This window comes from Pseudomonas sp. NBRC 111123, assembly GCF_001320205.1.
Taxonomy (GTDB): domain Bacteria; phylum Pseudomonadota; class Gammaproteobacteria; order Pseudomonadales; family Pseudomonadaceae; genus Aquipseudomonas; species Aquipseudomonas putida_J.
Map to the genome: position 1 here is coordinate 1 of NZ_BCAZ01000029.1, position 21,700 is coordinate 21,700.

Sequence of the window (21,700 nt, forward strand, 5' to 3'; positions counted from 1 at the left end):
TCGAAGCCCCTCCAGCATCACCTTAACTACCTAACTCATTGAATCTCAAGGAGTTTGTCGTTCCGATGTCGCTGGAAGTGGGGCGCATTATAAGGGGATTCGAGACCCCGTCAACCCTTAATTTCAAGAAACTTCAATATCGCTGAAAAACAAAGCGGGGAGGCCTGTCGGCCTCCCCGCTTCATCTCATGCCTTACAAGCTAGGGAATGCAAACTGCGATGCCTCATGGCTGGCACGCTGCGGCCAGCGCTGGGTGATCGCCTTGCGACGGGTATAGAAACGCACACCATCCGGGCCGTAGGCATGCAGGTCACCGAACAGTGAACGCTTCCAGCCACCGAAGCTGTGGTAGGCAACCGGCACCGGCAGTGGCACGTTCACGCCGACCATGCCCACTTCAATCTCATCGCAGAACAGGCGCGCCGCTTCACCGTCACGGGTGAAGATGCAAGTACCGTTGCCGTACTCGTGGTCGTTGATCAGCTGCATGGCCTGCTCCAGGCTGTTCACACGCACCACGCACAGCACTGGGCCGAAGATCTCTTCTTTATAGATGCGCATCTCAGGGGTCACGTTGTCGAACAGCGTGCCACCGACGAAGTAACCATCTTCATTACCTGCCACACGCAAGCCACGGCCATCCACCACCAGCTTGGCGCCAGCTGCAACACCATCGTCAATGTAACCGACAACCTTGTCACGGGCTGCAGCAGTTACCAGCGGGCCCATGTCCAGGCCACACGACGTGCCAGCGCCAATCTTCAGCGCCTTGATCTGCGGTTCCAGCTTGGCAATCAGTGCATCGGCAACCTGATCACCTACGCACACCGCCACCGAGATAGCCATGCAACGCTCGCCGCACGAACCGTAGGCCGCGCCCATCAAAGCGCTTACCGCATTGTCCAGGTCGGCATCAGGCATCAGCACCGCGTGGTTCTTCGCACCACCCAGGGCCTGCACGCGCTTGCCGCGCTTGGTGCCTTCGGCATAGATGTATTCGGCAATCGGGGTCGAACCGACGAAGCTCAGTGCTTTCACTTCCGGTGCTTCGATCAGTGCGTCGACCGCTTCCTTGTCACCGTGTACCACGTTGAGGATACCCTTCGGCAGGCCAGCCTCCAGCAGCAGTTGGGCGATGAACAGGGTGGAGCTCGGGTCGCGCTCGGAGGGTTTGAGGATAAAAGCGTTACCGCAGGCAATGGCCAGCGGGTACATCCACAGTGGCACCATGGCTGGGAAGTTGAACGGGGTGATACCAGCAACCACGCCCAGCGGCTGGAAGTCGGACCAGGCATCGATGTTCGGGCCGACGTTGCGGCTGTATTCACCTTTCAACACCTCTGGAGCGGCACAGGCGAACTCGACGTTCTCAATGCCACGCTTCAATTCACCGGCAGCGTCCTCCAAGGTCTTGCCGTGCTCTTCGCTGATCATCTGCGAGATACGGGCTTCGTTCTGCTCCAGCAGTTGCTTGAAACGGAACATCACCTGGGCGCGCTTGGCCGGCGGGGTGTTGCGCCAGGCCGGGAAGGCGGCCTTGGCAGAGTCAATGGCTTCCTGCACGGTCGCGCGGCTGGCCAGTTCGACCTTGCGTACCGCCTGGCCGGTGGAGGGGTTGAAGACATCGGCGGTACGCTCGCCCTTGGTAACCAGTTCGCCGTGAATCAGGTGCTGAACAATGCTCATGCAAAACTCCAGATAAAGAAGGTTGAGGCAGGCGCGTAATTGGCTCACGCGCCCTACGTCAAAATCGGCAAGATCAGTCGATCTTGTTCAGGGCTTCACCGACCGCGTCGAACAGGCGGTCCAGCTCCTGCGGCTGGGTATTGAAGGTCGGGCCAAACTGCAGGGTGTCGCCACCGAAGCGTACATAGAAGCCGGCTTGCCACAGTTTCATGGCCGCTTCATACGGACGCACGATGGCATCACCGTCGCGGGCAGCGATCTGGATCGCGCCGGCCAGGCCGTAGTTACGGATGTCGACGATGTTCTTGGTGCCCTTGACGCCATGCAGCAGCTTCTCGAAGTGCGGCGCCAGTTCGGCAGCTGACTGCACCAGGCTTTCCTTCTGCAGCAGGTCGAGCGCGGCAAGACCGGCGGCGCAGGCTACAGGGTGAGCCGAGTAGGTATAACCGTGGGGGAATTCCACAGCATATTCCGGGGTCGGCTGGTTCATGAAGGTCTGGTAGATCTCGCTGGTGGCGATCACCGCGCCCATCGGAATGGAACCGTTGGTGACCTGCTTGGCGATGCACATCAGGTCAGGTGTGACACCAAAGGCCTCGGAGCCGGTCATGGCGCCCATGCGACCGAAGCCGGTGATGACTTCGTCGAAAATCAACAGGATGTTGTGCTGGGTACAGATTTCACGCAGACGCTTCAGGTAACCCTTCGGCGGTGGCAGCACCCCGGCAGAACCGGCCAGCGGCTCGACGATCACCGCCGCGATGTTCGAGGCATCGTGCAGTTCGATCAGCTTGAGCATTTCATCTGCCAGGGCGATACCGCCCTCTTCCGGCATGCCTTTGGAGAAGGCGTTCACCGGCAGCACGGTGTGAGGCAGGTGGTCGACATCCAGCAGTTGGCCGAACATCTTGCGGTTGCCGTTGACGCCACCCAGGCTGGTACCGGCAATGTTCACCCCGTGATAACCACGGGCACGGCCAATGATCTTGGTCTTGGTGGCCTGGCCTTTCAGGCGCCAGTAGGCACGTACCATCTTCAGCGCGGTGTCGCAGCACTCGGAGCCAGAGTTGGTATAGAAGACGTGATTCAGGTCACCGGGCGTCAGCTCGGCGATCTTCTCGGCCAGCTGGAACGACAGCGGGTGGCCGAACTGGAACGCAGGGGAATAATCGAGGGTACCGACCTGGCGTGCGACCGCTTCGGTGATTTCCTTACGGGTATGCCCGGCGCCACAGGTCCACAGACCAGAGAGGGCGTCGAAAATCTTGCGCCCCTTGTCATCGACCAGGTAGTTGCCTTCGGCCGCCACGATCAGGCGCGGGTCGCGCTGGAAGTTACGGTTGGCGGTGTAGGGCATCCAGTGGGCATCCAGCTTCAGCTGGCTGGCGATACCGGTGGGAGCGGTTTCGGGCATGTTCATCGGCGGTTCCTCGGAAGACGATTAGGCAACGATGGATGTTGTTGCAGCTAAATTCGCACGCGGATAAAGTCTGAAAAAGACTACATTTCTAATCTTCAGGTAGCGCAAGACTAAACTTATGAGCCGACGTCCCGCCCCCCTCGCACAAGTCAGCGATTTCGACATCCGCCTGCTGAAAATCTACCGGAGCGTCGTTGAGTGCGGCGGCTTCTCGGCTGCTGAAAACGTGCTGGGGATCGGCCGTTCGGCCATCAGCCAGCAGATGAACGACCTTGAGCAACGCCTGGGTTTGCGCCTGTGCCAGCGCGGCCGTGCCGGCTTCTCGTTGACTGAAGAAGGCCGCGAGGTCTACCACTCTGCCCTGCAGTTGCTCAGTGCGCTGGAAACCTTTCGCACCGAAGTCAACGGCCTGCACCAACATTTGCGCGGCGAACTCAACATCGGCCTGACCGACAACCTGGTCACCCTGCCGCACATGCGCATCACCCATGCCCTCGCCGAACTCAAGGACCGCGGCCCGGAAGTGCGCATCCAGATCCGCATGATTGCCCCCAGCCAAGTCGAGCAAGGGGTATTGGATGGCAGCCTGCACGTCGGCGTGGTACCGCAGACCAGCCCACTGTCCGGCCTGGAATACCAATCGCTGTACAGCGAACGCTCACAACTTTACTGCGCGGTTGGCCATCCCTTGTTTTACGCCGACAACCAGCAGATCGACGATGACCGCCTGAACAGCCAGGAGGCGATAGCGCCGACCTTTCGGCTGCCCGCGGAAATCCAGGCGCACTACCAGGCACTCAACTGCACCGCCAGCGCCTCGGACCGCGAAGGCATGGCGTTCCTGATCCTCACCGGGCGCTACATCGGCTACCTGCCCGACCACTACGCGACCTTCTGGGTCCAGCAAGGTCGCCTGCGTGCACTCAAGCCGGCGCAACGCTTCTACGACCTCAGCCTGAGCTGGGTTACCCGCAAAGGGCGGCGGCCGAACCTGGTGCTGGAAAGCTTCCTGGAAAGCCTGGCTGCGACACGCTGATGCCAGCTTCTGACGCTAAGGCTTGTCACGCCAGCACAGGCAGGTAATCTTGTCCGACATTCGTTGCCACAGACCCGTCCGGAATCGTCCATGACCCTAGAAGTCCCTGCGCATCGCCTCGCCGCCTCGGGCAAGCCCGCCGGCCGCATCCGCCAGAAGAACGAACAGGCCATCATCCAGGCCGCCGAAGACGAATTCGCCCGCCATGGGTTCAAAGGCACCAGCATGAACACCATCGCGCTGAAAGCCGGCTTGCCCAAGGCCAACCTGCATTACTACTTCACCAACAAGCTCGGCCTCTACATCGCCGTGCTGAGCAACATCATCGAGCTGTGGGACAGCACCTTCAACGCCCTGAGCGTCGAGGACGACCCGGGCGAAGCGCTTAGCCACTACATCCGCACCAAGATGGAGTTCTCCCGACGCAACCCGCAGGCCTCGCGTATCTTCGCGATGGAAGTGATCAGCGGTGGCACCTGCCTGACCGAGTACTTCAGCGCCGACTACCGCGAATGGTTCCGCGGCCGGGCCGCCGTGTTCCAGGCCTGGATGGATGCCGGCAAAATGGACACGGTCGACCCTGTGCACCTGATTTTCCTGCTCTGGGGCAGCACCCAGCACTATGCCGACTTCGCCACCCAGATCTGCCAGGTCACCGGCCGCAGCCGCTTGACCAAGCAAGACATGGAAGATGCCAGCAACAACCTTATCCACATCATTCTCAAGGGCTGCGGCATCAAGCCGAGTGCCTGACGTTCACCTATGCCTTCTACCCTGCTCGACCTCTGCGAATTTCGCGAGGAAATCCGCAAGAGCCGCTTCATCACCCTCGCCGGCCCGATCAACAGTGCCACCGAGGCGATGAGCTTCATCGAACGCCACAGCGACCTGGCCGCCACGCACAACTGCTGGGCCTGGAAGATCGGCGGGCAATACCGCAGCAATGACGATGGCGAGCCCGGCGGTACCGCCGGAAGGCCGATCCTTGCGGCAATCGAAGCTCAGGACTGCGACCAGGTGGTGGTGCTGGTGATCCGCTGGTACGGCGGCATTCAGCTGGGCACCGGCGGGCTGGCTCGCGCCTATGGCGGTGGCGCCAACAAGTGCCTGCAACAAGCGCCGAAACGCCTGTTGATTCAACGCAGCGAATACCACTGCAGCTGCTCGTTCAGCGAACTGGCACTTGTGAAACTGCGCCTGGCCGATGTGGATGGCCTGGTGCTGGACGAGCAGTTCACTGCCAATGGCGTGGACCTTCAGGTTGCCGTCGGTGCCGAGCATCAACCTGCCCTGCAACAGCAGCTGGCCGATCTGAGCCGCGGCCGGATCATCCTCGAAGCGCGCTGAAACTTGCCCACATCTACTGTGGGCCGGCCTGTGGATAAGCTTGGGGCATTCCTTTACAGCCTATGTCCGGCAAGGCCTGCAGAGCATTGAGCATATTTTGATCACTGTTTGATGACAGCCGTAAGCGACTGACCTTTGGCGAGTTATCCCAAATACGTCAGGCCCGCTACAGCGCGGCCTCCACTGTGCTTGCGCACATTTACTGTGGATCAGCCTGTGGATAACCCGTTAGCCAACACGCCGGGCGCCCGCCAGCTAACGGCCAAGTGGAACTGTACGTTTTTTAACCAATGGTTAAACGGGCGCCTTCGGTAACTCTGCAGTATGCTCAATTCCTTTTCCCTACACCGATAAAGGAATGTTCCGATGGCAATTTCAAGAACTGCCCTCATCATCGGCGCCTCCCGCGGCCTCGGCCTCGGCTTGGTAAACCGCCTGCACGAAGACGGCTGGAACATCACCGCTACAGTACGCAACCCGCAGCAACCTGGCGGCCTTGCCAATGTGCCCGGCGTACGTGTCGAGCAACTGGAAATGAACGACACCGCGCAACTCGACAGCCTCAAGCAGCGCCTGCAAGGCCAGGTGTTCGACCTGGTGTTCGTCAACGCCGGGGTCATGGGCCCCTTGCCGCAAGACCTGGAAAGCGTACAGGCCCAGGCCATCGGCGACCTGTTCATGACCAACGCCGTGGCGCCGATCCGCCTAGCCCGTCGCCTGGCCGGCCAAGTGCGCGAAGGCAGCGGCGTGCTGGCGTTCATGAGCTCGATCCTGGGCAGCGTGACCATCCCCGACGGCGGCGAGATCTGCCTTTACAAGGCCAGCAAGGCTGCGCTCAATTCGATGATCAACAGTTTCGTGGTCGAATTGCAGCGCCCCGACCTCTGCGTGCTGGCCATGCACCCAGGCTGGGTGAAGACCGACATGGGCGGCGAAAACGCCGAAATCGACGTACTCACCAGCACCCGTGGAATGCTCGAACAGATCAAGGCACACAGCGGCAACGGTGGCCTGCGCTTCATCAACTACAAAGGCGAGCCGCTCACCTGGTGAGGTGAATACCGACCGGCCGGGCGCAATGCCCGGCCAGGCCCTGTAGAATGGCGGCAACCGTACCTGATTTGAGACATCCCCCTTATGTATGACTGGCTGAATGCCCTGCCCAAGGCAGAACTGCACCTGCACCTTGAAGGTTCGCTGGAACCTGAACTGCTGTTCGCCCTGGCCGAGCGTAACAAGATTGCCCTGCCATGGAACGACGTGGAAACGCTTCGCAGCGCCTACGCCTTCAATAACCTGCAGGAATTCCTCGACCTGTATTACCAGGGCGCGGACGTGCTGCGCACCGAGCAGGACTTCTACGACCTGACCTGGGCCTACCTGCAGCGCTGCAAGGCGCAGAATGTTATCCACACCGAACCGTTCTTCGACCCGCAGACCCACACCGACCGCGGTATCCCGTTCGAAGTCGTGCTCAATGGCATCAACCAGGCGCTGAAAGATGGTCGCGAGCAACTGGGCATCAGCAGCGGCCTGATCCTCAGTTTCCTGCGCCACCTCAGTGAAGACGAAGCGCAAAAAACCCTCGACCAGGCCCTGCCCTTCCGTGACGCCTTCATCGCCGTCGGCCTGGACAGCTCGGAAATGGGCCACCCGCCGAGCAAGTTCCAGCGCGTGTTCGACCGTGCCCGCAGCGAGGGCTTCGTGGCCGTTGCCCACGCCGGTGAGGAAGGCCCACCCGAGTACATCTGGGAAGCCCTCGACCTGCTGAAGATCAAGCGCATCGACCACGGCGTACGCGCCATAGAAGATGAACGCCTGATGCAACGCATCATCGATGAGCAGATCCCGCTCACCGTCTGCCCGTTGTCGAACACCAAGCTTTGCGTGTTCGACCATATGAGCCAGCACAACATCCTCGACATGCTCGAGCGCGGCGTAAAGGTGACGGTGAACTCGGACGACCCGGCCTACTTCGGCGGTTACGTCACAGAGAACTTCCACGCCCTGCACACCCACCTGGGCATGACCGAAGACCAGGCCCGCCGCCTGGCGCAAAACAGCCTGGATGCTCGCCTGGTCTGAAGCCGCTAACCGACCTGCACGGTCGTCACGCGGGCTATGTGGTTGATCTGCTGCACACCCTCGGCGGAAATCTGCAATACCCGCGTGCCTTCGGGCTCGCGTATCCAGCCAGACTGCAGAAACAGTGTGAGCAAAGCCCGGCCAAGGCTGCCGCCCAAGTGCGGCCCTTGGTCGCTCCACTCATTGCAATGGCAGATCACACAGCTGTGCTGCTGCCGCGACGCCAGCGCGTCGATGTAGACGCCTATGGCAGCCAGTTGCGTTCGCCCGTTGTCGCTGACCATCAGCTCCCGCTCGTTACCCTCCAGCCAGCCCGCCACCACCAGCCGGTGATACAGTTCACCCGCCAGTTCGCCGCCCAGATGATCGCCGCAGCGGCGTGCCCTGCGCATAGACACTGGCAATTGCAGCACCTCTGTACGCGGCCCTTTTCCCGACGCCAACTGGACACTTGCCAACGCTTCGACAGCTACCCCCACCTGCGGGGTAGCGAGACGGAAGTAGCGTTTGCGGCCGCGCGCCTCAAGCCTGAGCAGGCCCGCCGAAGACAGTAACGAAAGGTGAGCGCAGGCCGAAGACGAGGTAAGCCCGGTCATCATCGCCAGCTCATCGGTCGGCCGCGGTGTGCCATCGATGAGCGCCCATAACATCGCACTGCGCTTGGGGTCGGCCATCAGGCCGGCAATCTGACTGATACTGCTGACTGCATTCATGTCCCTATATCTCCCCGCATGATCACGTCTGGTTTCCAGAGGTCAGTCATCACTACGCTGATCGCCCCCAGTCCAACTGCTCGGGGGGCAGTATAAGCCGCACCCGTGCCCCTTCCGGCAACCCAGCTCATACCACGACAGGCTCAAGCGGCGCTGGGTAGGGCAACCCTCAAGCAAGTCAAAACTGCGCTTGAAGCTGCTGCAACGTGACGCAGGGAGGAAAATACAGGACATGAGGAAGAATGGCCCAGGGCGGGCCGCGATTCTGCCGACAGCGTGCTTCATCAAATAGCGCAGATCAAAGCGAAGCTTCCACAGCAATCCAGGCGTAGCCCCCAGAAAGGTCAGACAAGCCCGTGAGATTGTGCCCCGACCGCCAGTCAGGACACCGATTCAGGCCATGGCGCCAAGTGACCGCAGCGCTACACTTGATCCGCTCTCCCCCTCATATGGAGGTATGCCACGATGAAGATTGTCGTCAGCGCGTCGAACCGTAACCCCAACTGCCCCTGGCAGGTGAGGCTCGACCAGCATGTGGTGAGTTTCCGCAGCGAAGCCGAAGCACGCGCCTTCGTCGCCACCCTGGAAACCCGCCTGCAGGCACCTCACCCACTCATGCCGGACGCGTGGCCTGTAGGCGCCGGGTCAACAGCGCGACACTGACCACCAGCGCCCCGCACAAGCTGATCACCAAGGTCATGGGCACTGCGCTGCCGTCATGCAGCACGCCGACCAGCGACGCCGCGCTGGCCGCAACACTGAACTGCACGCAGCCCATCAGTGCAGAGGCACTGCCTGCCCGCGCGCCTTGGCCGCTCATGGCGCAGGCCGAAGCGTTGGGGATGATGCAACCCAGGCTGGCAATGCAGACGAACAGTGGCACCAGCAATGGCCACAACTGTGCCGGTCGCAAGGCTGCCACGCCCAGCAGTACCAGCCCCGCCGCGAGGTACAGCCAGACTGCACGCACCAACAGGAACGCCGGGCCTCGCTTGGCCAGCAGGCGCGCATTGACCTGGGCTACCAGAATGAAGCCTGCGGCGTTGGTGCCGAACAGCCAGCCATAGTGCTCCGCTGGTACGCCATAGAGCTTGATGAATACGAAAGGCGAACCGGCGATGTAGGCAAACATGCCAGCAATGGCGATACCGCCGGTCAAGGCGTGCCCCATGAACACACGATCGGCCAACAACCGCAGGTACTGGCGCAATGCACCTGACAGCGGCTGGCGCGGCATGTGCGCAGGCAGGCTCTCCGGCAGGCCCAGGCTTACCGCAAACAGGCTGGCAGCGCTGAACAGGCTCAGCGCGAGGAAGATCGACTGCCAACCAGACACGTTCACCAAGACCCCGCCCAGCATCGGCGCGAGGATCGGTGCCAGGCCCATCACCAACATCAACTGGGAGAACACCTTGGCCGAAGCTACCGGGTCGCACTTGTCACTGACAATCGCCCGCGACAGCACCATGCCGGCGCAACCGCCCAGTGCCTGTACAAAGCGCGCCACGATCAAGGTGTCGAGGTTGGGTGCGTAGGCACAGGCCAGCGAAGCCAAGGTGAACAGCGCCACGCCGAACAGCAGCGGCTTGCGGCGGCCAAAGCGGTCGGCTACCGGCCCGTAGGCCAGCTGGCCGATCGACAAGCCGAGGAAGTAGGCCGCCAAGGTGGCCTGTATGTGTTTTTCATCGGTAGCGAACGCCTGCGCCATGGCCGGGAAGGCGGGCAGGTAAAAGTCGATCGCCAAGGGCCCGAACGCACTCAGTGCGCCCAGAATCAGCACCATTCGCAGGTTCATCAGGAATCCATAGCAGGCTAAGCAAGCCGCCAAGTCTACCTGCTGTGACTACCCTCGGCATGAAAACATTTGCAATAAAATAGCGTCGCCTTGCACGCCACCCGTCAGTTGCCACAGGCCATCCCGTGGCAACTGACTTCCCCCCGCGATGAGGCCAGCTCAGGCTACTTCGGCCTGATAGCCTTCTTCCCGGATCGCTGCCAGCACCTGCTCCGGCGCCAGCGCACTCAACACCCGCACCTGCTGGCCAGCCAGATCGACTTCTACCTTGGCCTGCGCATCCTGCTCCTGTACCGCGCGAGTCACTGCTTTCACACAATGGCCACAGGTCATGCCTTGAACATTGAACACTTGCATGGGTACTGCCTCCTTCAGGGTTTGAGCCAGCTTCAAGCTTGCCATCGGGGCAAGGTCAAGTTCTACGTGAAACGGCCGGGCTGGAAATCCGCGCGGACCTCAGCCAAGCTGCGCCTTTGTCGATTTGTGCAAGCAGGAGATTCTTCATGTTCAGGACAGCAGTGGGCGTCGTCGGGCTGTTGGCCGCGCTGGCCGCAGTGCCACCGGCCAGCGCCGAGAGCAACTCGGACTACAGCGTGCTGATCATTTCCCGGGAGCGCCTGGAAGTGGCCACCAGCTGCGAGATCGGCGTGTACCTCAATGATCAGCTCTCCGGCCGCGTGTTCCAGGAACAGTCCACGTCCTTCAACCTGCCGCCCGGCCCAGTCGACGTGCGCCTGCGCCTGCTGCCTGGGCAAATGCCTGGCTGCGCCCCCGGCATCGAGGACCAACGCAGCACGCGACTCAACCTGCAAGCGGGCCAGATCAGCAAATACCGTATTGCCATGGGCCACAATGGCCTTGAGTTGAAGCGCGCCGGCCTGGGCTATTGACCTTCCCTGCATGGCAAGGTTGATGCTGATGCTGAAGCCCTGCCAAGGAGGAGAGCCATGCCTGCATCTACCACGTTCGACCTGCCGATCTCCGGCATGACCTGCGCCAGCTGCGCTGGCCGTGTCGAGCGCGCCCTGCGTAAAGTCAGCGGCGCTGATCAAGTCAGCGTCAACCTCGCCACCGAACAAGCCAGGGTCCAAGCCCCGGCCGATAGCCTGCCAGCCCTGGTCGAAGCCGTGCGCGGCGCCGGCTATGGCGTGCCGACCCGAACCGTGGAGCTGCAGATCAGCGGCATGACCTGCGCCAGTTGCGTCGGCCGAGTGGAGCGCGCGCTTGCCAAGCTGCCGGGAGTCGAACACGTGAGCGTCAACCTGGCCAGTGAACGTGCCCATGTCGAAGTGCTGCAGGCGCTCGATGACTCGCTGCTGATTACCACCGTCGAAAAAGCTGGCTACAGCGCCAGCCTGCCGCAAGCGGCCAAGGGTGATCAGCAGGATGCCCAACGCCGCCTGCGCAACGAGCGCCTGGCTGTCGTTGCCGCAGTGTTACTGGCCCTGCCACTGGTGCTGCCGATGCTGGTGCAACCATTCGGCCTGCACTGGATGCTCCCCGCCTGGGCGCAGTTCGTGCTGGCCACTCCGGTGCAATTCATTCTCGGTGCACGCTTCTACAAAGCCGCCTACAAAGCAGTGCGCGCTGGTACCGGTAACATGGACCTGCTGGTCGCCCTTGGCACCAGCGCGGGTTATGGCCTGAGCCTGTACCAGTGGGTCAAGGCCCCGGCCGGCATGGCACCCCACCTTTATTTCGAGGCTTCGGCGGTGGTCATCGCCCTGGTATTGCTGGGCAAATACCTCGAAAGCCGCGCCAAGCGCCAGACCGCCAGCGCCATCCGCGCCCTCGAAGCGCTGCGCCCGGAACGTGCCGTGCGCGTCATCGACGGCCGCGAAGAAGACGTGGCAATCGCCCAGTTGCGCTTGGGCGACCTGGTACTGGTCAAACCCGGCGAACGCTTCCCGGTCGACGGCACAGTGGAAGAAGGCAGCAGCCACGCGGACGAAGCACTGATCAGCGGCGAGAGCCTACCGGTCCCCAAGCAAGCCGGCGACAGTGTCACCGGCGGTGCCATCAACGGTGAAGGCCGGCTACTGGTGCGTACCCAGGCCCTGGGCACGGAGACCGTGCTGGCCCGGATCATCCGCCTGGTCGAAGACGCACAAGCCGCCAAGGCGCCGATCCAGAAACTGGTCGACCGGGTCAGCCAAGTGTTCGTGCCCGCAGTGCTGGTGCTGGCACTGCTCACCTTGATCGGCTGGTGGCTGGCCGGTGCGCCGCTGGAAACCGCCCTGATCAATGCGGTCGCCGTGCTGGTGATCGCCTGCCCCTGCGCCTTGGGCCTGGCTACGCCAGCAGCGATCATGGCCGGCACCGGCGTTGCCGCCCGCCACGGCATTTTGATCAAGGATGCCGAAGCACTGGAGCGTGCCCATGCGGTCAATCGCGTGGTATTCGACAAGACCGGCACCCTCACCTCCGGCAGCCCGCGCGTGGTCCACAGCCAGGCACTGGCCGTTGATAGCGCCGACCTGCACCGTCTCGCCGGTGCCCTGCAGCGCGGCAGCGAGCACCCGTTGGCCAAAGCGGTGCTGGACGCCTGTACCGAGCAAGGCCTTGAGGTACCCGCCGTCACTGCCAGCCAGTCGCTTACCGGTCGCGGCATTGCCGGGTGCGTGGAAGGCCGCGAACTGGCGCTGGGCAACCGGCGCCTGCTCGACGAAAGCAACCTGCAACCCGGCGAGCTGGCCGCCAAGGCTCAAGCCTGGGAAGCCGAAGGCCGAACGCTGTCGTGGCTCATCGAACGCGGCGCGGCTGCGCGCGTGCTGGGTCTGTTCGCTTTCGGAGACAGCCTCAAGCCTGGTGCCGAGCAGGCCATCGCCGCCCTGCACGCCCGCCACATCAGCAGCCACCTGCTGACCGGTGACAACCGCGGCAGCGCCCAGGTGGTGGCCGATGCGCTCGGTATCGACGATGTACATGCCGAAGTGCTGCCGGCCGACAAGGCCGCCACCGTGGCCGCCCTGAAAAAGGACGGCGTGGTGGCGATGGTCGGCGATGGCATCAACGATGCCCCGGCCCTGGCCGCCGCCGACATCGGCATCGCCATGGGCGGTGGCACCGACGTGGCCATGCAGGCGGCCGGCATCACCCTGATGCGTGGCGACCCACGCCTGGTGCCCGCTGCTCTGGAAATCAGCCGCAAGACCTATGCGAAAATCCGCCAGAACCTGTTCTGGGCCTTCATCTATAACCTGATCGGCATTCCCCTGGCCGCACTGGGCTATCTCAACCCAGTACTCGCCGGCGCCGCCATGGCGCTGTCCAGCGTCAGCGTGGTCAGCAATGCCCTGTGGCTGAAGACTTGGAAACCCACCAGCACCTCCCAGGAGGCCCGATGAACATTGGCCAGGCCGCCCGCCGCAGCGGGCTCAGCACCAAGATGATCCGCTACTACGAATCCATCGGCCTGCTCAAGCCGGCCACGCGCAGTGACAGTGGCTACCGCTTGTACCAGGCCGAGGACTTGCACAGCCTGGCCTTCATCAAGCGTTCCCGTGACCTCGGGTTTTCTCTGGATGAAGTGGGCAAGCTGCTGACCCTGTGGCAGGACCGCGGACGGGCCAGCGCCGACGTCAAGGCCTTGGCCATGCAGCACATCGATGAGCTGAATCGGCGCATCGACGAACTGGTCAGTTTGCGAGACACCCTGGGTGATCTGGTCGCCCACTGCCAGGGGGACGACCGGCCGGATTGCCCGATCCTGAAAGACCTGGCCAATGGCGCAAGCTGCTGCCAATGAAGGCATATGGCGTGCTGATATCAGTCCGCCATACTGTTTTGGTATGCCATATTAGCCCAAAGCCGACCGAATAGTCGCCAAATGCGACTTCGCCCAATAAATACGGGCACTTTCCCTAAGAATTCCCCGGATGCTGCCGATGTAGTTGTACCTGCCTCGCGTGCAAAAAATAAATTCCGGGAGCGTCGATGAACATCAAACAGAAACTGACTTGGGCATTCGCGGTCATCGCCGGCTTGCCCATCGTCCTCGTGGCCACCTTGGTGGTGATCAACCTGCGTGGTGAAGCCCGCGACGGCTTCCTCGACAGCAGCAGCCGAGAAATCCGCCAGGTCAGCAACGCGATGAACATCTTCTTCCAGGGCATCGACCAGAACGTCGCCTACCTGGCTTCGCAACCGATGGTGGCGACCACCGGCGGCAACCTGAACAAATTCATGAGCGCCAACCCGTCCTACGAGCTGGGCGATCAGGACAAGCAACTGCTGGAATTCTTCACCCGTCTGGCAGAGTCTCACCCAGGCTATGCCTATGTGTCCTACGGCGTAAGCGATGGCGGCTACGTCGGCTGGCCGGCCGGGCAGAAGTTCGTCAATTACGACCCGCGCCCGCGCCCGTGGTACCAGTTGGCCATGGCCAACCCCGGCAAGACCGTGCGCACCGGTGCCTATTACTGGGCCGCCGACGACGCCGTACTGATCAGCACCGTACGCGCCGTGGCCAACCAGCTCGGCAACCCGGGCGGCGTGGTCAACATCGACGTTTCGCTCAAGGGCCTGACCGAGATCGTCAAGCAGATCAAACTAGGCGAAAGCGGCTACCTGATGCTGGTGGAAAACAACGGCAACGTGATGGTCGACCCACGCGATGCCAGCCACAACTTCAAGCAACTGGCCAGCTTCGGTGATGGCTATGCCGAACTGGCCAAGGCCGGCAAGGGCCTGGTCGAGGTCGAAATCAATGGCCAACGCTACATGGCCAACGTCTACCCTGACGAAAAGCTGGGCTGGACCTTCATCGGCCTGATCCAACAAGGCGAAGTGATGCAGACCACCACCCGCCTCACCTGGCTGATCGGCATCATCGCAGTGGTGCTGGCAGCTGTGTTCGCCGCGGTCGGCGCAGCCTTCGCCAAACTCATCGTGCGCCCGATCAACAGCGTCACCAGCGGCCTGGAAGACATTGCCCAAGGCGAAGGCGACCTGACCCGCAACCTCGACGTGCGTGGCCGTGATGAAACCGCGCAACTGGCCAACTGGTTCAACCAGTTCCTGGGCGCTATCCGCAGCCTGATCCAGCATATCGGCTCGGCCGCCAGCAAGATCCTCAGCACCTCCAGCAGCTCTACCCGGGTTTCCAGCGACATGGCCGAGGCTGCCGGGCGCCAGCGTGAAGCCGTGGACATGGTCTCCACTGCATTCCACGAAATGGTCGCCACCGCCAACGAAGTTGCCCGCTCCTGCAGCCAGGCCGCGCAATCGGCTGACAGCGGCCAGCAACAGGCCCGCGAAGGCCAGCAACAGATCGACGCGGCGGTCAACAGCGTCGACCGCCTGAGCCAGGAGATCGAGCAGTCGGCCCAGTCGATCCAGCAACTGGAGCGCGATAGCAACGCTATCCAGTCGATCCTCGGCACCATCCGCTCGATTGCCGAGCAGACCAACCTGCTGGCACTCAACGCGGCCATCGAAGCGGCCCGGGCCGGTGAACAGGGCCGTGGCTTTGCCGTGGTGGCCGATGAAGTGCGGGCCCTGGCCAAGCGCACCGCCGACTCTACCGCCGAAATCGATGGCTTGCTGGGCAACCTGGCCAGCCGCACTGCGCAGGTGGCCGAGCAGATGCATGCCAGCCTTGAAGTGTCGCAGCAGTCGGTCAGCCGCATTGGCTTGGCCCGCGACAGCTTCGGGCAAATTCGGGAGTCGGTGGACATCATCCGCGACATGAACACGCAGATCGCCACGGCGGCCGAGGAACAGCACCAGGTGGCCGAGGACATCAACCGCCATATCAGCCAGATTCACGGGGATGCTCAGTTGGTGGCCGAACTGGCACAGGCGGCGCGTCAAGACTCCGAGAGCCTGGCGGGGCTGTCCAATGAACTGGATTCGCTGGTGCGCCGCTTCCGTACCTGAGTCCTGCTGTACCGGCCTCTTCGCGGGCAAGCCCGCCCCCACAGGAATTGTCACTGCCGTTGGGCTATGTGATATCCCTGTGGGAGCGGGCTTGCCCGCGAAGAGGCCGGTATTGGCAACATCAAAACTTCAGTTCCCCAGGCGTCGCCCCGAACAATTGCTTGAAGGCTGCGATGTAAGCCGAAGTCGAATCATACCCACAGCCCAGCGCCGCCTCGGTCACACTGTCCCCCGCCTCCAGCAACGCCAGCGAAGACAGCAGCCGCATCCGCTGCCGCCAATTACGGAAACTCAACCCGGTCTCGCGCTGGAACAAACGCATCAACGTCTTTTCCGAGCAGCCCAGTTGTACCGCCCATTGCTGCAGGGTCTGCACCTGGTCCGGCTCGGCGATCAGGCCATTGCACAGCGCCAGCAACCCTGGGTGACGTGGCAGCGGAAGCGAGAAACCCACCTCGGGCAACGTGCGCAACTGATCGAGCAACACCGCCACCAGGCGCCCTTCGACGCTGTCGCCTTCCGTGTATTGAGCCGGCAACAGGCAGAACTGCTTGATCAGCTCCCGCGCCAAGGGCGTCACCTCCAGCACCCGACAGTGCGCCGGCGCCCAAAGGCACGCATCACGGCGGATATACAAGCTGCGCATTTCAGCTTGCCCGGACGTCACGACCTCATGTTCGGCATCGGCCGGTATCCATACGCCCCACTGCGGTGGGGCGAAGTAGCTGCCATCGTCGGTATACACGCCCAATACGCCACTGATAGCGTAGGAAAATTGCACCCAGTCATGGCTGTGGCGAGTCGTCCAGGACCCGGCGCCAAGGCTTTCGGCGCGGGCATAGACGGGCCGAGGTAACCGGTCCAGGGCAGGAATGGCACGGGGATGTCCGATCGTCTGCATAGCGAATTCTTGTAGTTCTGAGCAGACAAGCCTAACAGTTGATTCGTGTTCAGGTCAGGCTCGGTCCATGTGGGAGCGGCCTTGCCGCGCCCACATGGACCGGCTTCAGCGCTCGACGATCACCGTCACCCCTTGCCCACCCGCTGCACAAATGGATATCAAGCCACGCCCTTTTCCGGCCGTGGCCAGCAACTTCGCCAGGTTGGCCAATATCCGCCCGCCGGTGGCCGCGAACGGGTGACCCGCCGCCAGCGAACTGCCCTTGACGTTGAGTTTGCTGCGATCGATGGCCCCAAGCGCTGCATCCAGCCCCAGGCGCTCACGACAAAAGTCCGTATCCTCCCAGGCCTTGAGGGTGCACAAGACTTGCGCAGCAAAGGCTTCGTGGATTTCGTAATAATCGAAGTCCTGCAAGGTCAGCCCATTGCGCGCCAACAGACGTGGCACGGCGTATACCGGCGCCATCAGCAACCCCTCGCGCCCGGTGACGAAATCCACGGCGGCGGTTTCGCCATCGACCAGGTAGGCCAGCACTGGCAGGCCTTGCTGCTGTGCCCATTGTTCGCTGCCAAGCAGCACCATCGAGGCGCCATCGGTCAACGGCGTGGAGTTGCCCGGCGTCAACGTGCCCAGGCCGCTGCGGTCGAATGAGGGTTTGAGCCTGGCCAGTTGCTCCAAGGTCAGGTCAGTACGCAGATTGTTGTCACGGGTCAGGTTCATGAAGGGCGTCAGCAGGTCATTTTGCCAACCCTCACCATACGAGGCCGCCAGTTGCTGATGGCTGTGCAGCGCCAGCGCGTCCTGCTCGGCGCGGCCAATCGCCCAGGTTTGCGCCATGCGCTCGCAATGCTCGCCCATCGACAGTCCGGTGCGGGGCTCGCCATTGCGCGGTAGTTCGGGTATCAGGTGGCTTGGGCGCAATTGCAGGAACGGCTTGAGTCGCTCGCCCAGTGTCTTGCCGCGGTTGGCCTGCAAGAGGATACGCCGCAGCCCTTCGTTGACGCCGATAGGGGCGTCGGAGGTTGTGTCCACGCCACCGGCGATGCCACAGTCGATTTGCCCGAGGGCAATCTTGTTGGCAACCAGCAGCGCCGCTTCAAGGCCCGTGCCGCAGGCCTGCTGGATGTCGTAGGCCGGCGTCTGCGGCGACAGACGCGAGCCGAGCACGCATTCGCGGGTCAGGCTCATGTCCCGCGAGTGCTTGAGCACGGCCCCTGCCACCACTTCACCCAGGCGCAGCCCATGCAGGCGATAACGCTCGATCAAGCCTTCCAAGGCTGCGGTCAGCATCGCCTGATTGCTGGCAGTGGCATAGGCGCCATTGGAGCGGGCGAAGGGGATACGGTTGCCGCCCAGGATCGCGACCCGGCGAGTTGAACGCATGCGCTTGTTCCTCCGGAAACAATTTGATCCGTACAGCCTAGGTGTTTTTACCGCATTCGAACGACCTTGCCATAAAGTTGGTCCACACTTGCAAGCTTGCCTTCTGGGAGACCCGCACATGAGCGATCGCTATCTCGGCTTTGCCAACTCCAACCTCGGTCGCCGCCTGGTCGATGCCCTTGGCCTGCCGCGCCCGGCGCCGCTGGAGCGCTGGCAGGCGGGCCGCCTGCGTCCGGTAGAGGGCGCGTTGGTGCTCGGTGGCGGACCGCTGGCGAACCAGGTCGAGGCCATCGCCCCGCGCCTGACCGATGCGGTGTACAGCTTCAATGGCGACGGCCTGCAGGCTCCCGCCTGGGTCGCCGGCCTGGGGCCGAAACTCAAGGCCGTGGTGTTCGACGCGAGCCATCTGTCCGACAGCGACCAGCTGAAACAGTTGCGCGAGTTCTTCCAGCCCGTGCTGCGCAGCCTCGCACCCTGTGCCCACGTGGTAATCCTTGGGCGTGCGCCAGAATCCCTCGACGACCCGCTGGCCAGTGTTGCGCAGCGCGCCCTGGAAGGCTTCAGTCGTTCGCTGGCCAAAGAGCTTCGCAATGGCGCAACCGCGCAGTTACTGTACGTGGCAACGGGCGCGGACGCTCAGCTCGAAGGCGCCTTGCGCTTCTTCCTGTCACCCAAGAGTGCCTTTGTTTCCGGGCAGGTCCTGCGCCTGCAGGCCTGTGCCGCCCAGGTCGAAGACTGGACCCGCCCGCTCGGTGGCCGTCGCGCCCTGGTCACCGGCGCCGCACGCGGTATCGGCGCCGCCATTGCCGAAACCTTGGCGCGCGATGGCGCCGAGGTGATGCTGCTCGACGTGCCCCAGGCCCAGCAAGACCTCGATGCCCTTGCGGCGCGCCTCGGTGGCAAGGCCCTGAGCCTCGACATCTGCGCCAGCGATGCCTCGGCCAGGCTGCTCGAAGCACTGCCCGGCGGCATCGACATCGTCGTGCACAACGCCGGCATCACCCGTGACAAGACCCTGGCCAACATGACGCCGGAGTACTGGGATGCGGTGCTGGCAGTCAACCTCAAGGCTCCGCAACTGTTGACCCAGGCCCTGCATGACGGTGGCGCGCTGGGCGATAACGCGCGTATTACCCTGCTGGCATCGGTCAGCGGCATTGCCGGCAACCGCGGGCAAGCCAACTATGCCGCGAGCAAGGCCGGCCTGATCGGCTTTGCCCAAGCCTGGGCGGCGAAGCTCGCCGAGCGCGGCGGCAGTATCAATGCCGTGGCGCCCGGCTTCATCGAAACGCACATGACCGCCGCCATGCCCATCGGCCTGCGCGAGGCCGGGCGGCGCCTGAGCTCGCTGGGCCAGGGTGGGCACCCGCAGGATGTCGCCGAAGCCATCGCCTGGCTCAGCCAGCCGGGTAGCGGGTCGGTCAACGGCCAGGTGCTGCGCGTCTGCGGCCAGGCCTTGATGGGGGCCTGACCATGAACCGCCAATGGCATGACCTGCACAGCCCTGATTCACGTGCCAGCCTTTACCTGCGTGCCGCCAGCAAGCGCAAGATCAGCGGCGATACCTTGCCCACCGGCGGCCTGCGCAGCTTCATCCGCGTGCAGCCCGGCAACCTCGCGGCTTACCGCCGCCTCTGCCACTTCACCGACGATGGCCGCTTGCCCGGCACATACCCACATGTGATGGCCTTCCCCCTGCAACTGCACCTGCTGACCGGCCACGACTTCCCCTTCCCGTTGCTCGGGCTGGTTCACCTGCACAACCGCATCGACGTGCTCCGCCCGCTGGGCGGTATCGACGGGCTGCGCTTTGCGGTGTATGCCGACAATCTGCAGCCACATGCCAAGGGCGGCACCTTTGACCTGGTCACCGAAGCCGAGGACGGCCTTGGCCTGCTCTGGCGTGAAACCAGCCGCATGCTGGTGCGTGGCCTGAAGCACCATGGCCAGCAGAACGACAGCGAAGAGAACGAGCCTGGGACCCTGGCGGAGGTGACCCGCTGGTACGCCGACGGTGATATCGGCCGGCGCTACGCCAAGGTCTGTGGCGATTACAACCCGATTCACCTCAGCGCCGTCAGCGCACGCTTGTTCGGCTTTCCCAAGGCCATCGCCCACGGCATGTGGAGCAATGCCATGGCGTTGGCGGCTTTGCGTACACACATGCCAAACAGTGGTTACCGCTTCGAGGTTGGCTTTCGCAAGCCAGTGCGTTTGCCATCGGAGGTTGTTCTAAGTGCCAGCGAAGCGGGGCCAGCGGGTGAGCTGCGGCTGGATGGGCACGGCGGGTTGCTGCACATGGCAGGGCGCTGGGCAGTGCTCTAACGCCCTGATTGCACTTGCTTTGCATCGGGCCTGCGCAGAAGCTATGCAGCCTTAGGAGACTCCCGATGAACCTGCAAGAACTCACCGAACGCCTGCATCAGATCCGCGACAACAACGACTGGCGCGGCTTCCACAGCCCGAAGAACCTGGCCATGGCCGCCAGCGTCGAAATGGCCGAGCTGGTGGAAATATTCCAGTGGCTGAGCGAGGACCAATCGCGTCAGTTGCCCGCCGATCAGCTGGCCCACGCCGGCCAGGAAGTCGGCGATGTGGTCCTGTACCTGTTGCTGCTGTGCAGCGAGCTGGGCCTGGACATGGAGCAGGTGGTACGGGCCAAGCTGGCCGACAGCGAGAGGCGTTTCGCGCGATGAACGACCGTCACTTCGATGAACTGGCCACGCGCTTTGCCGAGAAGATCTACGGCGGCGCCAAGGGCGCGATCCGCCTGGCCGTGCTCCAGGCCGACCTGGCCGAGGCCCTGCCCGATCGACCGTTGCGGGTGCTCGACATTGGCGCCGGCCTGGGCCACATGGCCTTGTGGCTGGCTCAGCGTGGGCACGCTGTAACGCTGGCCGAACCCGCCGCACCGATGCTCGAAGGTGCCCAGGCGCGCTTCGCAGAAGCGGGGCAAACGGCAACATTCATCCAGGCACCGTGGCAAGCGCTGCTGGGCCAGCTCACCGAGCCTTATGACCTGGTGCTGTGCCACGCCGTCCTGGAATGGCTGGCCGAACCGCAAAGCATCCTGCCGGTGCTGCATCAACTGACGGCCCCGGGTGGGTGGCTGTCGCTGGCGTTCTACAACCGCGACGCCCTGGTCTACCGCAACTTGCTCAAGGGCCATTTCCGCAAGCTGCGCAGCAACCGCCTGGAAGGTGAAAAGCAGAGCCTGACCCCGCAAAAACCGCTTGATCCGCGGGAGCTCAAGGCGCAACTTGAAACCCTGTGGCAAGTCGAAAGCGAGAGTGGCGTGCGCGTCTTCCACGACTACATGCCCAAGGAATTCCAGGACAAGGCCGAGCTGCTCGACCTGCTGGAAATGGAACTGGCCCACCGCCGTCACCCAAGCTTCGCCGGGCTCGGCCGCTACCTGCACTGGATGTGCCGCCCCTGCTGATTACGCCCCTT

General features: G+C 62.9%; 21 protein-coding genes and 1 pseudogene. 15 read left to right on the top strand and 7 right to left on the bottom strand.

The annotated features are described in order from the left end of the window. Nucleotides 1–193: 193 nt before the first annotated feature. Complete coding sequence (locus tag APH27_RS15670; protein WP_060485290.1) at nt 194–1,687, bottom strand: CoA-acylating methylmalonate-semialdehyde dehydrogenase; 1,494 nt, start codon at nt 1,685–1,687, stop codon at nt 194–196. Between the two features lie 73 nt (nt 1,688–1,760). Next, nucleotides 1,761–3,107: an aspartate aminotransferase family protein gene (locus APH27_RS15675; RefSeq protein WP_060485291.1), complete on the bottom strand. Its 1,347-nt coding sequence runs from the start codon at nt 3,105–3,107 to the stop codon at nt 1,761–1,763. A gap of 118 nt (nt 3,108–3,225) precedes the next feature. On the opposite strand from APH27_RS15675, the gene APH27_RS15680 reads away from it, so the two are divergent. The 5 genes from APH27_RS15680 to APH27_RS15700 all read left to right on the top strand — a co-directional run bounded on the left by APH27_RS15680 (nt 3,226) and on the right by APH27_RS15700 (nt 7,575). Beyond that, nucleotides 3,226–4,143, top strand: a complete 918-nt coding sequence (locus APH27_RS15680; RefSeq protein WP_060485292.1) for a LysR family transcriptional regulator — start codon at nt 3,226–3,228, stop codon at nt 4,141–4,143. A gap of 90 nt (nt 4,144–4,233) precedes the next feature. Continuing rightward, on the top strand, nt 4,234–4,896 hold the full coding sequence (locus tag APH27_RS15685) for a TetR/AcrR family transcriptional regulator (RefSeq protein ID WP_027920848.1): 663 nt from the start codon (nt 4,234–4,236) through the stop codon (nt 4,894–4,896). Nucleotides 4,897–4,905: 9 nt separating this feature from the next. Continuing rightward, nucleotides 4,906–5,490, top strand: a complete 585-nt coding sequence (locus APH27_RS15690) for a YigZ family protein (protein ID WP_060485293.1) — start codon at nt 4,906–4,908, stop codon at nt 5,488–5,490. Nucleotides 5,491–5,856: 366 nt separating this feature from the next. Further along, on the top strand, nt 5,857–6,543 hold the full coding sequence (locus APH27_RS15695) for an SDR family oxidoreductase (RefSeq protein WP_027920846.1): 687 nt from the start codon (nt 5,857–5,859) through the stop codon (nt 6,541–6,543). 84 nt (nt 6,544–6,627) lie between these two features. Then, complete coding sequence (locus APH27_RS15700; RefSeq protein WP_027920845.1) at nt 6,628–7,575, top strand: adenosine deaminase; 948 nt, start codon at nt 6,628–6,630, stop codon at nt 7,573–7,575. Nucleotides 7,576–7,580: 5 nt separating this feature from the next. Here APH27_RS15700 and APH27_RS15705 read toward each other — a convergent pair whose 3' ends face one another. Further along, nucleotides 7,581–8,288 carry a helix-turn-helix transcriptional regulator gene (locus tag APH27_RS15705; RefSeq protein ID WP_060485294.1) on the bottom strand — a complete coding sequence of 236 codons (708 nt, stop codon included), beginning with the start codon at nt 8,286–8,288 and terminating at the stop codon, nt 7,581–7,583. 465 nt (nt 8,289–8,753) lie between these two features. On the opposite strand from APH27_RS15705, the gene APH27_RS26880 reads away from it, so the two are divergent. Next, the gene (locus tag APH27_RS26880) at nt 8,754–8,951 is read left to right on the top strand and encodes a hypothetical protein (RefSeq protein ID WP_081784348.1); all 198 of its coding nucleotides are present in this window, start codon (nt 8,754–8,756) and stop codon (nt 8,949–8,951) included. On the opposite strand, the gene APH27_RS15710 is transcribed toward APH27_RS26880, so the two are convergent. Next, nucleotides 8,902–10,083 (bottom strand): multidrug effflux MFS transporter, encoded by a 1,182-nt coding sequence (locus APH27_RS15710; protein WP_060485295.1) that lies wholly within the window; start codon nt 10,081–10,083, stop codon nt 8,902–8,904. The two genes, APH27_RS26880 and APH27_RS15710, sit on opposite strands and share 50 nt — an antisense overlap. 159 nt (nt 10,084–10,242) lie before the next feature. After that, a complete protein-coding gene (locus APH27_RS15715; protein WP_027920842.1) occupies nt 10,243–10,440 on the bottom strand; it encodes a heavy-metal-associated domain-containing protein in 198 nt (65 codons plus the stop codon). A 146-nt stretch (nt 10,441–10,586) separates the two neighbouring features. Here APH27_RS15715 and APH27_RS15720 point away from each other — a divergent pair, with 146 nt between their 5' ends. The 5 genes and pseudogenes from APH27_RS15720 (at nt 10,587) to APH27_RS27185 (ending at nt 15,963) form a co-directional block, all read left to right on the top strand. After that, nucleotides 10,587–10,973, top strand: a complete 387-nt coding sequence (locus APH27_RS15720; RefSeq protein WP_060485296.1) for a hypothetical protein — start codon at nt 10,587–10,589, stop codon at nt 10,971–10,973. Nucleotides 10,974–11,030: 57 nt separating this feature from the next. Next, on the top strand, nt 11,031–13,430 hold the full coding sequence (locus APH27_RS15725; protein ID WP_060485297.1) for a heavy metal translocating P-type ATPase: 2,400 nt from the start codon (nt 11,031–11,033) through the stop codon (nt 13,428–13,430). Beyond that, on the top strand, nt 13,427–13,831 hold the full coding sequence (gene cueR / locus APH27_RS15730; protein WP_027920839.1) for a Cu(I)-responsive transcriptional regulator: 405 nt from the start codon (nt 13,427–13,429) through the stop codon (nt 13,829–13,831). Before APH27_RS15725 ends, cueR begins: the two co-directional genes overlap by 4 nt. A gap of 344 nt (nt 13,832–14,175) precedes the next feature. Then, nucleotides 14,176–15,105 (top strand): annotated as a pseudogene (locus APH27_RS27180) (cache domain-containing protein); the annotation flags it as partial. A gap of 129 nt (nt 15,106–15,234) precedes the next feature. Next, on the top strand, nt 15,235–15,963 hold the full coding sequence (locus APH27_RS27185; protein ID WP_371262715.1) for a methyl-accepting chemotaxis protein: 729 nt from the start codon (nt 15,235–15,237) through the stop codon (nt 15,961–15,963). Between the two features lie 121 nt (nt 15,964–16,084). On the opposite strand, the gene APH27_RS15740 is transcribed toward APH27_RS27185, so the two are convergent. Beyond that, a complete protein-coding gene (locus APH27_RS15740; protein WP_027920837.1) occupies nt 16,085–16,864 on the bottom strand; it encodes a helix-turn-helix transcriptional regulator in 780 nt (259 codons plus the stop codon). Between the two features lie 105 nt (nt 16,865–16,969). Beyond that, on the bottom strand, nt 16,970–18,247 hold the full coding sequence (locus tag APH27_RS15745) for an acetyl-CoA C-acetyltransferase (protein ID WP_060485298.1): 1,278 nt from the start codon (nt 18,245–18,247) through the stop codon (nt 16,970–16,972). 118 nt (nt 18,248–18,365) lie between these two features. Between APH27_RS15745 and APH27_RS15750 the strand changes: the two genes are divergently transcribed. From APH27_RS15750 to APH27_RS15765, 4 genes are all read left to right on the top strand, one after another. After that, a complete protein-coding gene (locus APH27_RS15750) occupies nt 18,366–19,718 on the top strand; it encodes a 3-oxoacyl-ACP reductase (protein WP_060485299.1) in 1,353 nt (450 codons plus the stop codon). A gap of 2 nt (nt 19,719–19,720) precedes the next feature. Next, the gene (locus APH27_RS15755) at nt 19,721–20,572 is read left to right on the top strand and encodes a MaoC/PaaZ C-terminal domain-containing protein (protein ID WP_060485300.1); all 852 of its coding nucleotides are present in this window, start codon (nt 19,721–19,723) and stop codon (nt 20,570–20,572) included. Between the two features lie 65 nt (nt 20,573–20,637). After that, the gene (locus APH27_RS15760; protein WP_027920833.1) at nt 20,638–20,943 is read left to right on the top strand and encodes a MazG-like family protein; all 306 of its coding nucleotides are present in this window, start codon (nt 20,638–20,640) and stop codon (nt 20,941–20,943) included. After that, the gene (locus APH27_RS15765) at nt 20,940–21,689 is read left to right on the top strand and encodes a methyltransferase domain-containing protein (protein WP_027920832.1); all 750 of its coding nucleotides are present in this window, start codon (nt 20,940–20,942) and stop codon (nt 21,687–21,689) included. Before APH27_RS15760 ends, APH27_RS15765 begins: the two co-directional genes overlap by 4 nt. The last annotated feature ends 11 nt before the right edge of the window (nt 21,690–21,700 follow it).

Excerpts from the sequence above, each read along its gene's own strand:
- APH27_RS15670 (WP_060485290.1), bottom strand. The coding sequence starts at position 1,687 with ATGAGCATTGTTCAGCACCTGATTCACGGCGAACTGGTTACCAAGGGC.
- APH27_RS15675 (WP_060485291.1), bottom strand. The coding sequence starts at position 3,107 with ATGAACATGCCCGAAACCGCTCCCACCGGTATCGCCAGCCAGCTGAAG.
- APH27_RS15680 (WP_060485292.1), top strand. The coding sequence starts at position 3,226 with ATGAGCCGACGTCCCGCCCCCCTCGCACAAGTCAGCGATTTCGACATC.
- APH27_RS15685 (WP_027920848.1), top strand. The coding sequence starts at position 4,234 with ATGACCCTAGAAGTCCCTGCGCATCGCCTCGCCGCCTCGGGCAAGCCC.
- APH27_RS15690 (WP_060485293.1), top strand. The coding sequence starts at position 4,906 with ATGCCTTCTACCCTGCTCGACCTCTGCGAATTTCGCGAGGAAATCCGC.
- APH27_RS15695 (WP_027920846.1), top strand. The coding sequence starts at position 5,857 with ATGGCAATTTCAAGAACTGCCCTCATCATCGGCGCCTCCCGCGGCCTC.
- APH27_RS15700 (WP_027920845.1), top strand. The coding sequence starts at position 6,628 with ATGTATGACTGGCTGAATGCCCTGCCCAAGGCAGAACTGCACCTGCAC.
- APH27_RS15705 (WP_060485294.1), bottom strand. The coding sequence starts at position 8,288 with ATGAATGCAGTCAGCAGTATCAGTCAGATTGCCGGCCTGATGGCCGAC.
- APH27_RS26880 (WP_081784348.1), top strand. The coding sequence starts at position 8,754 with ATGAAGATTGTCGTCAGCGCGTCGAACCGTAACCCCAACTGCCCCTGG.
- APH27_RS15710 (WP_060485295.1), bottom strand. The coding sequence starts at position 10,083 with ATGAACCTGCGAATGGTGCTGATTCTGGGCGCACTGAGTGCGTTCGGG.
- APH27_RS15715 (WP_027920842.1), bottom strand. The coding sequence starts at position 10,440 with ATGCAAGTGTTCAATGTTCAAGGCATGACCTGTGGCCATTGTGTGAAA.
- APH27_RS15720 (WP_060485296.1), top strand. The coding sequence starts at position 10,587 with ATGTTCAGGACAGCAGTGGGCGTCGTCGGGCTGTTGGCCGCGCTGGCC.
- APH27_RS15725 (WP_060485297.1), top strand. The coding sequence starts at position 11,031 with ATGCCTGCATCTACCACGTTCGACCTGCCGATCTCCGGCATGACCTGC.
- cueR (WP_027920839.1), top strand. The coding sequence starts at position 13,427 with ATGAACATTGGCCAGGCCGCCCGCCGCAGCGGGCTCAGCACCAAGATG.
- APH27_RS27185 (WP_371262715.1), top strand. The coding sequence starts at position 15,235 with ATGGTCTCCACTGCATTCCACGAAATGGTCGCCACCGCCAACGAAGTT.
- APH27_RS15740 (WP_027920837.1), bottom strand. The coding sequence starts at position 16,864 with ATGCAGACGATCGGACATCCCCGTGCCATTCCTGCCCTGGACCGGTTA.
- APH27_RS15745 (WP_060485298.1), bottom strand. The coding sequence starts at position 18,247 with ATGCGTTCAACTCGCCGGGTCGCGATCCTGGGCGGCAACCGTATCCCC.
- APH27_RS15750 (WP_060485299.1), top strand. The coding sequence starts at position 18,366 with ATGAGCGATCGCTATCTCGGCTTTGCCAACTCCAACCTCGGTCGCCGC.
- APH27_RS15755 (WP_060485300.1), top strand. The coding sequence starts at position 19,721 with ATGAACCGCCAATGGCATGACCTGCACAGCCCTGATTCACGTGCCAGC.
- APH27_RS15760 (WP_027920833.1), top strand. The coding sequence starts at position 20,638 with ATGAACCTGCAAGAACTCACCGAACGCCTGCATCAGATCCGCGACAAC.
- APH27_RS15765 (WP_027920832.1), top strand. The coding sequence starts at position 20,940 with ATGAACGACCGTCACTTCGATGAACTGGCCACGCGCTTTGCCGAGAAG.